Here is a 12447-nt window from a genome sequence, read left to right on the forward strand (position 1 = left end):
TCTAAAGAGGATCTTGCCCCCAGTCAAGGCAAGGCCCCGACCTCCCCGCCCGTCGAACCGGGGCAAAAATGCCTCGATCCGACGAATGGGGCTGCCAGGGCCCGGACTTATTTATCGCAGAACTCAGTTACCGCTTGAGTTCAGCGCTTCGGTCAGTGCAGCTTCCACTTCACTGGCGCTTACGCGCAACGGCTTGTCGGCGTCACGGCGGCGCTTGCGCTCGCTGTGGTAAGCCAAACCGGTACCAGCCGGGATCAGACGACCCACGACCACGTTTTCTTTCAGGCCGCGCAGGTAATCGCGCTTGCCGGTTACCGCTGCTTCGGTCAGTACGCGAGTGGTCTCCTGGAAGGAGGCCGCCGAGATGAACGACTCAGTGGACAACGACGCCTTGGTGATACCCAGCAGCACGCGAGTGAACTTGGAAACGAATTTCTCGTCGCCAGCCAGACGCTCGTTCTCTACGAGTACGTGAGTCAATTCCATCTGGTCGCCCTTGATGAAACTGGAATCACCGGATTCAGCGATTTCAACTTTACGCAACATCTGACGCAGGATGGTCTCGATGTGCTTATCGTTGATCTTCACGCCTTGCAGACGATAAACGTCCTGGATCTCGTTAACGATGTACTTGGCCAGCGCACTCACACCCAGCAGACGCAGGATATCGTGTGGGTCGCTCGGGCCGTCGGAGATAACTTCGCCGCGGTTTACCTGTTCGCCTTCGAAGACGTTCAGGTGACGCCACTTCGGAATCAGCTCTTCGTACGGATCGCTACCGTCGTTCGGGGTAATGACCAGACGACGCTTGCCCTTGGTCTCTTTACCGAACGCGATGGTGCCGCTGACTTCAGCCAGAATCGACGCTTCTTTCGGACGACGAGCTTCGAACAAGTCGGCAACACGCGGCAGACCACCGGTGATGTCTCGAGTCTTCGAAGTTTCTTGCGGGATACGCGCGATAACATCACCGATCGCGATCTTCGCACCATCCGCTACACCGACCAGGGCGTTGGCTGGCAGGAAGTACTGAGCGATTACGTCAGTGCCTGGCAGCAACAAGTCCTTGCCGTTGTCATCGACCATCTTCACGGCAGGACGGATGTCTTTACCGGCAGCTGGACGATCTTTCGCGTCGAGTACTTCAATGTTGGTCATACCGGTCAATTCGTCAGTCTGACGCTTGATCGTGATGCCTTCTTCCATGCCCACGTAGGTCACGGTACCTTTCATTTCGGTAACGATTGGGTGAGTGTGCGGATCCCACTTGGCCACGATTGCGCCAGCGTCGACCTTGTCACCTTCTTTAACCGAAATCACAGCACCGTACGGCAGCTTGTAACGCTCACGCTCACGACCGTAGTCATCAGCGATCGCCAGCTCACCGGAACGGGACACAGCAACCAGGTGGCCATCCACTCGCTCAACGTGTTTCAGGTTGTGCAGACGGACAGTACCGCCATTCTTCACCTGAACGCTGTCGGCTGCGGAGGTCCGGCTTGCCGCACCACCGATGTGGAACGTACGCATGGTCAGCTGGGTACCCGGCTCACCGATGGACTGGGCAGCGATAACGCCGACCGCTTCACCGATGTTCACCTGGTGACCACGAGCCAGGTCACGGCCGTAGCACTTGGCGCAGATGCCATAGCGGGTTTCACAGCTGATCGGCGAACGAACGATCACTTCGTCGATGCTGTTGAGTTCGATGAACTCGACCCACTTCTCGTCTACCAGAGTGCCGGCAGGAACGATAACTTCCTCGGTACCCGGCTTGAAGACGTCACGGGCAATAACACGACCCAATACGCGCTCACCCAGCGGCTCTACAACGTCACCGCCTTCAATGTGCGGAGTCATCACCAGGCCATGCTCGGTGCCGCAATCGATCTCGGTTACAACCAGATCCTGGGCAACGTCTACCAGACGACGTGTCAGGTAACCGGAGTTAGCGGTTTTCAACGCGGTATCCGCCAGACCTTTACGAGCACCGTGAGTGGAGATGAAGTACTGGAGTACGCTCAAACCTTCACGGAAGTTCGCTGTAATCGGCGTTTCAATGATGGAACCGTCCGGCTTGGCCATCAGGCCACGCATACCGGCGAGCTGACGGATCTGCGCTGCAGAACCCCGTGCGCCCGAGTCGGCCATCATGTACATCGAGTTGAAGGATTCCTGGTCAACTTCGTCGCCGTGACGGTCGATGACTTTCTCTTTCGAGAGGTTGGCCATCATCGCCTTGGAAACTTCGTCGTTAGCCTTCGACCAAAGGTCGATCACCTTGTTGTACTTCTCGCCCTGGGTTACCAGGCCGGAGGCGTACTGGCTCTCGATCTCTTTCACTTCATCGGTTGCAGCCGCGATGATGCGAGCTTTTTCATCAGGGATAACGAAGTCGTTAACACCGATGGAAACGCCGGAAATGGTCGAATAAGCAAAGCCGGTGTACATCAACTGGTCAGCGAAGATCACAGTCTCTTTCAAACCAACCACGCGGTAGCACTGGTTGATCAGCCTGGAGATCGCCTTTTTCTTCATTGGAAGGTTGACGACGTCGTACGACAGGCCTTTTGGCACAACCTGATACAACAGCGCACGCCCGACAGTCGTGTCGACGATACGAACATTGCTCACGCTGCCGCCGTCACGGTCGTTGACGGTTTCGTGGATCCGCACCTTGACCTTGGCGTGCAGTGCGGCTTCGCCGGCACGGAACACACGGTCAACTTCCTGCAGGTCAGCGAACACACGACCTTCACCCTTGGCGTTGATCGCTTCACGGGTCATGTAGTACAGACCCAATACAACGTCCTGCGACGGAACGATGATTGGCTCACCGTTGGCTGGCGACAGGATGTTGTTGGTCGACATCATCAACGCACGCGCTTCCAACTGGGCTTCCAGTGTCAGCGGTACGTGCACGGCCATTTGGTCGCCGTCGAAGTCGGCGTTGTACGCAGCACAGACCAGAGGGTGCAGCTGGATAGCCTTGCCTTCGATCAGTACCGGTTCAAACGCCTGGATACCCAGACGGTGAAGGGTCGGTGCACGGTTGAGGAGAACCGGGTGTTCGCGAATCACTTCAGCGAGAACGTCCCAAACCTCTGGCAGCTCGCGCTCGACCATTTTCTTGGCCGCTTTGATGGTGGTCGCAAGACCGCGCATTTCCAGCTTGCCGAAGATGAACGGCTTGAACAGCTCGAGCGCCATCTTCTTAGGCAGACCGCACTGGTGCAGACGCAGGGTCGGGCCTACGGTAATTACCGAACGACCGGAGTAGTCAACACGCTTACCGAGCAAGTTCTGACGGAAACGACCTTGCTTACCCTTGATCATGTCAGCCAGGGATTTCAGAGGACGCTTGTTGGAACCCGTGATAGCGCGGCCACGACGACCGTTGTCGAGCAAGGCGTCGACCGCTTCTTGCAACATACGCTTTTCGTTGCGCACGATGATGTCCGGAGCGGACAGATCGAGCAGGCGCTTCAAGCGGTTGTTACGGTTGATCACGCGGCGGTACAGGTCGTTGAGGTCGGACGTCGCGAAACGACCACCGTCCAACGGTACCAGCGGACGCAGATCTGGCGGCAGAACCGGCAGAACGGTCAGCACCATCCACTCTGGCAAGTTGCCGGAACCCTGGAAGGCTTCCATCAACTTCAGACGCTTGGACAGTTTCTTGATCTTGGTTTCGGAGTTGGTTTGCGGAATTTCTTCGCGCAGACGGCCAATCTCGTGTTCCAGGTCGATAGCGTGCAGCAGTTCGCGGACAGCTTCGGCACCCATGCGGGCATCGAAATCATCACCGAACTCTTCCAGCGCTTCGAAGTACTGCTCGTCGTTCAGCAGCTGACCTTTTTCAAGGGTGGTCATGCCTGGGTCGATAACGACATAGCTCTCGAAGTAGAGAACGCGTTCGATATCACGCAGGGTCATGTCCATCAGCAAGCCGATACGGGACGGCAGCGATTTCAGGAACCAGATGTGGGCAACCGGCGAAGCCAGTTCGATGTGCGCCATGCGCTCACGACGAACCTTGGCCAGCGCAACTTCAACGCCGCACTTCTCGCAGATCACACCACGGTGCTTCAAGCGCTTGTACTTACCGCACAGGCACTCGTAATCCTTTACCGGGCCAAAGATCTTGGCGCAGAACAGGCCGTCACGCTCAGGTTTGAACGTACGGTAGTTGATGGTTTCCGGCTTTTTAACTTCACCGAACGACCACGAACGGATCATCTCAGGCGATGCCAGTCCAATACGGATGGCGTCGAACTCTTCGACTTGACCCTGGTTTTTCAGCAAATTCAGTAGGTCTTTCAAGGCCTTTCCTCCTGGCGGAGCAGAGAGCGGGCATCACTGCCCCGCTCTCGATTCGCGTCACGTGTTATTCGGTTTCCAGATCGATATCGATGCCGAGGGAACGAATTTCTTTGATCAACACGTTGAAAGACTCGGGCATGCCCGGCTCCATACGGTGATCGCCGTCCACGATGTTTTTGTACATCTTGGTACGACCGTTCACATCGTCCGACTTCACTGTGAGCATTTCTTGCAGAGTGTATGCAGCACCGTATGCTTCCAGTGCCCAGACCTCCATCTCCCCGAAACGCTGACCACCGAACTGAGCCTTACCACCCAGCGGCTGCTGGGTAACCAGGCTGTACGAACCGGTAGAACGAGCGTGCATCTTGTCGTCTACCAAGTGGTTCAGCTTCAGCATGTACATGTAGCCAACAGTAACCGGGCGCTCGAACTTGTTGCCGGTACGGCCATCGAACAGTTGCATCTGGCCGCTTTCCGGCAGGTCTGCCAGTTTCAGCATGGCCTTGATTTCGCTTTCCTTGGCACCGTCGAACACCGGGGTAGCCATTGGAACGCCGCCGCGCAGGTTCTTCGCCAGATCCAGGATTTCCTGGTCGGTGAAGGTGTCCAGTTCTTCGTTGCGACCGCCGATCTCGTTGTAGATCTCGTGCAAGAACTTGCGCAGGTCTGCGACCTTGCGCTGCTCTTCGATCATACGGTTGATCTTCTCGCCCAGACCTTTGGCCGCGAGGCCCAGGTGGGTTTCGAGGATCTGACCAACGTTCATACGCGAAGGTACGCCCAATGGGTTGAGGACGACGTCGACCGGGGTGCCATTGGCATCGTGCGGCATGTCTTCAACCGGCATGATCACGGAGACCACACCCTTGTTACCGTGACGACCGGCCATCTTGTCGCCCGGCTGGATGCGACGACGGATTGCCAGGTAAACCTTGACGATTTTCAGCACACCCGGAGCCAGGTCATCGCCCTGCTGCAGTTTGCGCTTCTTGTCTTCGAACTTGTCGTCCAGCAGACGGCGGCGATCAACGATGTAGGCCTGGGCCTTCTCGAGCTGCTCGTTCAGAGCATCTTCAGCCATGCGCAGTTTGAACCACTGGCCGTGCTCAAGACCGTCGAGGATTTCATCGGTGATGTCCTGACCTTTCTTCAGACCTGCGCCGCCTTCAGCCTTGTGGCCTACCAGAGCGGAGCGCAGACGTTCGAAGGTCGCGCCTTCAACGATACGGAACTCTTCGTTGAGGTCCTTGCGGATCTCGTCGAGTTGAGTCTTCTCGATGGACAGTGCACGAGCATCACGCTCAACACCGTCGCGGGTGAAGACCTGTACGTCGATGACAGTACCCTTGGTACCGGTAGGTACACGCAGGGAGGTGTCTTTAACATCGCTGGCTTTTTCACCGAAGATGGCACGCAGCAGCTTCTCTTCCGGAGTCAGCTGGGTCTCGCCTTTCGGGGTGACCTTACCGACCAGGATGTCGCCAGCGCCAACTTCAGCACCTACATAAACGATACCGGCTTCGTCCAGCTTGTTCAGTGCAGCTTCACCCACGTTCGGGATGTCTGCAGTGATTTCCTCTGGCCCAAGCTTGGTGTCACGCGCCACACAGGTCAGTTCCTGGATGTGGATCGTGGTAAAGCGATCTTCTTGAACAACTCGTTCCGACAGGCAGATGGAGTCTTCGAAGTTGTAACCGTTCCAGGCCATGAACGCGATGCGCATGTTCTGACCCAGTGCCAGCTCACCCATGTCGGTGGACGGGCCGTCAGCCATGATGTCGCTACGCTGAACGCGGTCACCCTTACGCACCAGCGGACGCTGGTTAATGCAGGTGTTCTGGTTCGAACGGGTGTATTTGGTCAGGTTGTAGATGTCGACGCCGGCTTCACCGGTTTCAACTTCGTCATCTGCAACACGAACCACGATACGGCTGGCATCAACGGAGTCGATCACGCCGCCACGACGAGCCACGACGCAAACGCCGGAGTCACGGGCTACGTTACGTTCCATGCCGGTACCTACCAGCGGCTTGTCGGCTCGCAGGGTCGGTACAGCTTGACGCTGCATGTTGGAACCCATCAACGCACGGTTGGCGTCATCGTGCTCCAGGAAAGGGATCAGCGACGCTGCAACCGAAACTACCTGCTTGGGCGATACGTCCATCAAGGTGACGTCTTCCGGCGCCTTGACGGTGAACTCGTTCAAGTGACGAACGGCTACCAGCTCGTCGATCAGGACTTTCTTGTCGTTCATCGTGGCCGAAGCCTGAGCGATCACGTGATCAGCTTCTTCGATGGCGGACAGGAACACGATCTCGTCGGTGACCAGACCTTCCTTCACCACACGGTACGGGCTCTCAAGGAAGCCATACTGGTTGGTGCGCGCATAAGCGGCCAGGGAGTTGATCAGACCGATGTTCGGACCTTCCGGCGTTTCGATCGGGCATACACGACCGTAATGCGTCGGGTGTACGTCACGGACTTCAAAGCCAGCGCGCTCACGGGTCAGACCGCCCGGGCCAAGTGCGGAGACACGGCGCTTGTGGGTGATCTCGGAGAGCGGGTTGTTCTGGTCCATGAACTGCGAGAGCTGGCTGGAACCGAAGAACTCTTTCACCGCTGCAGCCACTGGCTTGGCGTTGATCAGGTCCTGCGGCATCAGGCCTTCGCTTTCAGCCATCGACAGACGCTCTTTGACCGCACGCTCAACACGTACCAGGCCGACGCGGAACTGGTTCTCGGCCATTTCGCCTACGCAGCGAACACGACGGTTACCCAGGTGGTCGATGTCATCGACAATACCTTTGCCGTTACGGATGTCGACCAGGGTCTTCAGTACCGCGACGATGTCTTCCTTGCACAGCACGCCCGAACCTTCGATTTCGGTACGACCGATACGACGGTTGAACTTCATCCGGCCGACCGCAGACAGGTCATAGCGCTCAGGGCTGAAGAACAGGTTATTGAACAGGGTCTCGGCAGCGTCTTTGGTTGGCGGCTCACCAGGACGCATCATGCGATAGATCTCGACCAGCGCTTCCAATTGGTTGCTGGTGGAGTCGATCTTCAGCGTGTCGGAGATGAACGGACCGCAGTCGATGTCGTTGGTGTACAGGGTCTCGATGCGAACGACCTGGGCCTTGGCGATTTTGGCCAGGATCTCGGTGTTCAGCTCGGTGTTGCACTCAGCCAGGATTTCGCCTGTAGCCGGGTGAACGATGACCTTGGCGGTAGTGCGGCCCAGGACGTAGTCCAGCGGCACTTCCAACTCTTTGAGGCCGGCTTTTTCGATCTGGTTGATGTGGCGCGCGGTAATACGACGGCCAGCTTCAACAATGACCTTGCCTTTTTCATCCTGGATGTCCAGAACGGCAATTTCACCACGCAGACGCGAAGCGATCAGCTCCAGCTTGAGGGTTTCATCCTTCAGGCTGAATACGTTGGTGGTGTAGAAGGCGTCCAGCACTTGCTCAGTGGTATAGCCGAGCGCGCGCAGCAGTACCGAGGCCGGCAGCTTGCGACGACGGTCGATACGCACGAACACGCAGTCTTTCGGGTCGAACTCGAAGTCCAACCACGAACCGCGGTACGGAATGATCCGCGCGGAGTACAGGAGCTTACCGGAGCTGTGCGTCTTGCCGCGGTCGTGGTCGAAGAACACGCCCGGGGAACGGTGCAGCTGGGAAACGATTACGCGCTCGGTACCGTTGATAACGAAGGTACCGTTTTCAGTCATCAGTGGGATTTCGCCCATGTAGACTTCTTGCTCTTTGATGTCCTTGATCGCTTTGTTCGACGATTCTTTGTCGAAAATGATCAGACGGACTTTTACCCGCAAAGGTACGGCGTACGTAACACCGCGCAACACGCATTCTTTGACATCAAATGCCGGTTCGCCCAGGCGATAACCGACGTACTCCAGCGCAGCATTGCCGGAGTAGCTGATGATCGGGAAAACGGATTTGAAGGCCGCATGCAGGCCCACGTCGCGGAACTGATCTTTGGTCGCTCCCGCCTGCAAGAATTCACGATACGAATCCAGCTGGATAGCCAGAAGGTACGGGACATCCATGACGTCCGGCAACTTGCTAAAGTCCTTGCGGATACGTTTTTTCTCAGTATATGAGTAAGCCATCAGCGTTCCCCAGCTTGGTCACCTGCTTGTTTGGCCCTCCCGACGGGAGCAGCCAGAAAATCTTGCAAACCCCATGGTTTGCACCACCGCATCGGGTGGCTACAGCGCGTTAATGGCGGCGACCGAGTCGTCAGCCAAGAACGGAAAAAGGCCGGTGGCAAGAGCCACCAGCCATCAGCCTTCAGCTTAAAGCGTGGGCTGGAGACGCAAGGTCGATGCTTACTTCAGCTCGACTTTAGCGCCTGCTTCTTCCAGAGTAGCTTTGGCTTTGTCAGCAGCGTCTTTCGACACAGCTTCCAGAACCTGGGCAGGAGCGCCGTCAACTACAGCCTTGGCTTCTTTCAGGCCCAGACCGGTCAGTTCACGTACTGCCTTGATCACGTTTACTTTCTTCTCGCCAGCTTCCAGCAGCATGACGTTGAATTCGGTTTGCTCTTCAGCAGCGACAGCAGCAACAGCTGGACCAGCGGAAGCAGCGGCAGCAGAAACGCCGAATTTTTCTTCGAAAGCTTTGATCAGCTCAACAACCTGCAGAACCGACATTTCAGCTACGGCGTTGAGGATATCGTCTTGGGAGATAGACATTGCTGTATTTCCTGAATTGGGGGACGGCCTACGCGGCCATCGAAATAAACAAAAATACGCGAGAGAAGTTGCTCAGCCTTAGGCTGCGGCAGCTTCTTTTTGCTCGCGAACTGCAGCCAGAGTACGAGCCAGCTTGCTGGTAGCGCCTTGAATCACGCTCATCAGCTGCGAAATGGCTTCGTCGCGGGTCGGCAGTGTTGCCAGTACGTCGATTTGGTTAGCTGCGAGGAACTTGCCCTCGAACGCAGCTGCCTTGATCTCGAACTTGTCCTGACTCTTGGCGAATTCCTTGAACAAACGGGCAGCAGCGCCTGGATGATCTTTGGAGAACGCGATCAGAGTCGGGCCGGTGAACACGTCGTTGAGCACACTGTATTCAGTGTCAGCAACGGCGCGCTTGAGCAAGGTGTTACGTACAACACGTACGTACACGCCAGCTTCACGAGCCTCTTTACGGAGTCCGGTCATAGCGCCTACTGTCACACCACGGGCATCAGCCACGACAGCGGACAGAGCAGCTTTGGCAGCCTCGTTGACTTCAGCGACGATGGCCTTCTTGTCTTCGAGATTAATTGCCACGGGTTTAACTCCTGCTTGTTACCGTTTCATCCGGCCTAGGCCTGATGTCGTTTTGGTGTCTGATTCGGTAAGGAACCGGGAGCACCATCTGCGTAGGCTTGTTGGTTTAAGACTTGCGTCGCCTACGGTCTTGGATAGCCCCCGCCAGGCAGGGACCCCAATCTTTCAATTGGCGCAATCACTTGCGCCAACCTGTGTCTTATACGTCCAGCGAGCCTTGGTCGATGACCAGACCTGGGCCCATAGTGGTGCTCAGGGTAACGCGCTTGACGTAGATACCTTTCGAGGAAGCAGGCTTGATACGCTTCAGATCAGCGATCAGGGCTTCAACGTTTTCCTTCAGCTTGACGGCATCGAAGCCGACTTTGCCAACGGAGGTGTGAATGATGCCGTTTTTGTCGGTGCGATAACGAACCTGACCAGCCTTGGCGTTTTTAACCGCGGTAGCCACGTCTGGCGTTACGGTGCCGACTTTAGGGTTAGGCATCAGGCCGCGTGGACCCAGGATCTGACCCAACTGACCTACAACGCGCATTGCATCCGGGGAGGCAATAACGACGTCATAGTTCAGGTCGCCGCCTTTCATTTCGGCAGCCAGGTCGTCCATGCCAACGCGATCGGCGCCGGCGGCCAGAGCAGCTTCAGCAGCCGGGCCTTGGGTGAAAACGGCAACACGTACGGTCTTGCCAGTACCGTGTGGCAGCACAGTAGCGCTACGAACGACCTGGTCGGATTTACGTGGGTCAACACCCAGGTTCACAGCAACGTCAACGGACTCGCTGAACTTGACAGTCGACAGCTCGGTCAGCAGAGCAGCAGCGTCTACAAAATTGTAGGCCTTGCCCGCTTCGATTTTGCCAGCGATAGCCTTTTGGCGCTTGGTCAGCTTAGCCATTACACACCCTCCACGTTAAGGCCCATGCTACGAGCAGAACCGGCGATGGTACGCACGGCTGCATCCATATCAGCTGCAGTCAGATCCGCGTTTTTGGTTTTCGCGATTTCTTCCAGCTGAGCACGAGTTACGGTGCCAACCTTAACGGTGTTCGGACGAGCGGAACCGCTAGTCAGACCGGCAGCTTTCTTCAGAAGAACCGAAGCCGGAGTCGACTTGGTTTCGAAAGTGAAGCTACGGTCGCTGTATACAGTGATGATCACTGGAGTCGGCAGACCTGGCTCAAGACCCTGAGTACGGGCGTTGAAAGCCTTGCAGAATTCCATGATGTTCACGCCGTGCTGACCCAGAGCTGGGCCGACGGGTGGGCTAGGGTTGGCCTGAGCGGCCTTCACTTGCAGCTTGATGTAAGCGGTAATCTTCTTGGCCATGAGGCACTCCAATTACGGGTTCGAACGCCTCGAAAGGCTCCCCGGTTACTTGCGCGTTTATCCCAGTGACGACAAAACCCCACAGCCTAAGCTGCGGGGTTGGGATGCTTGCTCAGTTAGACCTTCTCGACCTGACTGAACTCCAACTCTACCGGAGTAGAGCGACCGAAAATGAGCACTGCCACTTGGATCCGGCTCTTTTCGTAGTTAACCTCTTCGACAGTGCCGTTGAAATCAGCGAACGGACCGTCTGTAACACGAACAACCTCACCCGGCTCGAACAACGTCTTCGGCTTAGGCTTGTCGCTACCGTCAGCAACACGACGCAGAATTGCTTCCGCCTCTTTGTCAGTGATCGGCGCAGGCTTATCAGCGGTACCGCCAATGAAACCCATGACACGAGGAGTATCCTTGACCAAGTGCCAAGTACCTTCGTTCATGTCCATCTGTACCAGCACGTAGCCAGGGAAGAACTTGCGTTCACTCTTGCGCTTCTGACCATTCCGCATTTCAACCACTTCTTCAGTGGGAACCAGAATTTCGCCGAAGCCATCTTCCATGCCTGCCAGCTTTACGCGCTCCAGCAAAGAGCGCATAACATGCTTCTCGTAACCCGAGTAAGCATGCACAACGTACCAACGCTTAGCCACGGGACACCCTTAGCCAACAATCAAGGAAACAAGCCAGCCGAGCAGGGAATCGAGCCCCCACAACAGCAACGCCATAACCAGAACGACAGCCACGACAATCAATGTGGTCTGTGTGGTTTCTTGGCGAGTCGGCCAAACGACTTTACGAATTTCGGTGCGAGCTTCCTTTACCAGGACCGCGAAAGACTTGCCTTTAGCGGTCTGCAGACCTACAAAGGCAGCTACAGCAGCAAGGGCAAGCAAAGCGAGAACGCGGTACAGGATCGGCGAAGCAGAATAGTACTGATTGCCAACAACGCCTACGACCACCAAGGCGACTACAGCGAGCCACTTGAACAGATCGAAACGAGAGCTTTGAGCTTCAGCCTTAGGAGTCATCTATGAAGATCCTGTGAAAAGAAAGCCAGACACACCACGTGAATCTGGCAGGTCAGGAGGGAATCGAACCCCCAACCTACGGTTTTGGAGACCGTCGCTCTGCCAATTGAGCTACTGACCTAAAACAAAATCAGGCCGACCATTATGCAGGCCTGAAAAAGACTTTACAACAACCAACCCCAACAGACTTGAAATCAACTGACAACCAACGCCAGAAACAACATGATACAAGCCGAGGCAGCCGTTAAAACAAAGGCAGATATTTTCATATCTGCCTTGTTATATGGAGCTCTTGAGCGGATTTGAACCGCTGACCTCACCCTTACCAAGGGTGTGCTCTACCAACTGAGCTACAAGAGCAAAACACCGTGCACAACCTGCAAACTTGGAGCGGGTAGCGGGAATCGAACCCGCATCATCAGCTTGGAAGGCTGAGGTTCTACCACTAAACTATACCCGCGGAGCTTG

Annotated in this window: 8 protein-coding genes and 3 tRNA genes; all 11 read right to left on the reverse strand. The window is 56.1% G+C overall.

Annotated features, from left to right (window positions below; genetic code table 11):
- Positions 1 to 123: 123 nt before the first annotated feature.
- The 11 genes from rpoC to C4J84_RS23250 all read right to left on the reverse strand — a co-directional run bounded on the left by rpoC (position 124) and on the right by C4J84_RS23250 (position 12439).
- Positions 124 to 4323: a DNA-directed RNA polymerase subunit beta' gene (rpoC, locus tag C4J84_RS23200; protein ID WP_124364615.1), complete on the reverse strand. Its 4200-nt coding sequence runs from the start codon at positions 4321 to 4323 to the stop codon at positions 124 to 126.
- Positions 4324 to 4387: 64 nt separating this feature from the next.
- Complete coding sequence (gene rpoB / locus C4J84_RS23205; protein ID WP_057724824.1) at positions 4388 to 8461, reverse strand: DNA-directed RNA polymerase subunit beta; 4074 nt, start codon at positions 8459 to 8461, stop codon at positions 4388 to 4390.
- A gap of 219 nt (positions 8462 to 8680) precedes the next feature.
- Positions 8681 to 9046 (reverse strand): 50S ribosomal protein L7/L12, encoded by a 366-nt coding sequence (rplL, locus tag C4J84_RS23210; protein ID WP_003176432.1) that lies wholly within the window; start codon positions 9044 to 9046, stop codon positions 8681 to 8683.
- Between the two features lie 78 nt (positions 9047 to 9124).
- Positions 9125 to 9625 (reverse strand): 50S ribosomal protein L10, encoded by a 501-nt coding sequence (gene rplJ, locus C4J84_RS23215; RefSeq protein WP_003232405.1) that lies wholly within the window; start codon positions 9623 to 9625, stop codon positions 9125 to 9127.
- 199 nt (positions 9626 to 9824) lie between these two features.
- A complete protein-coding gene (gene rplA, locus C4J84_RS23220; protein ID WP_003232403.1) occupies positions 9825 to 10520 on the reverse strand; it encodes a 50S ribosomal protein L1 in 696 nt (231 codons plus the stop codon).
- Positions 10520 to 10951 (reverse strand): 50S ribosomal protein L11, encoded by a 432-nt coding sequence (gene rplK, locus C4J84_RS23225; protein WP_003176435.1) that lies wholly within the window; start codon positions 10949 to 10951, stop codon positions 10520 to 10522. The genes rplA and rplK overlap by 1 nt, the downstream gene beginning before the upstream one ends.
- A 116-nt stretch (positions 10952 to 11067) precedes the next feature.
- Positions 11068 to 11601: a transcription termination/antitermination protein NusG gene (nusG, locus tag C4J84_RS23230; RefSeq protein WP_003176436.1), complete on the reverse strand. Its 534-nt coding sequence runs from the start codon at positions 11599 to 11601 to the stop codon at positions 11068 to 11070.
- Positions 11602 to 11610: 9 nt separating this feature from the next.
- The gene (gene secE, locus C4J84_RS23235) at positions 11611 to 11979 is read right to left on the reverse strand and encodes a preprotein translocase subunit SecE (RefSeq protein WP_005791990.1); all 369 of its coding nucleotides are present in this window, start codon (positions 11977 to 11979) and stop codon (positions 11611 to 11613) included.
- A 45-nt stretch (positions 11980 to 12024) separates the two neighbouring features.
- Positions 12025 to 12100: transfer RNA gene (locus C4J84_RS23240), tRNA-Trp, on the reverse strand.
- A gap of 163 nt (positions 12101 to 12263) precedes the next feature.
- Positions 12264 to 12339: transfer RNA gene (locus C4J84_RS23245), tRNA-Thr, on the reverse strand.
- Positions 12340 to 12365: 26 nt separating this feature from the next.
- A tRNA-Gly gene (locus C4J84_RS23250) sits at positions 12366 to 12439 on the reverse strand.
- Between the last annotated feature and the right edge of the window lie 8 nt (positions 12440 to 12447).

It is taken from the genome of Pseudomonas sp. R11-23-07, assembly GCF_003852295.1.
Taxonomy (GTDB): domain Bacteria; phylum Pseudomonadota; class Gammaproteobacteria; order Pseudomonadales; family Pseudomonadaceae; genus Aquipseudomonas.

Coding starts and splice junctions, on each gene's coding strand:
- rpoB (WP_057724824.1), bottom strand. CDS start 8,461: ATGGCTTACTCATATACTGAGAAAAAACGTATCCGCAAGGACTTTAGC.
- rplL (WP_003176432.1), bottom strand. CDS start 9,046: ATGTCTATCTCCCAAGACGATATCCTCAACGCCGTAGCTGAAATGTCG.
- rplA (WP_003232403.1), bottom strand. CDS start 10,520: ATGGCTAAGCTGACCAAGCGCCAAAAGGCTATCGCTGGCAAAATCGAA.
- rplK (WP_003176435.1), bottom strand. CDS start 10,951: ATGGCCAAGAAGATTACCGCTTACATCAAGCTGCAAGTGAAGGCCGCT.
- secE (WP_005791990.1), bottom strand. CDS start 11,979: ATGACTCCTAAGGCTGAAGCTCAAAGCTCTCGTTTCGATCTGTTCAAG.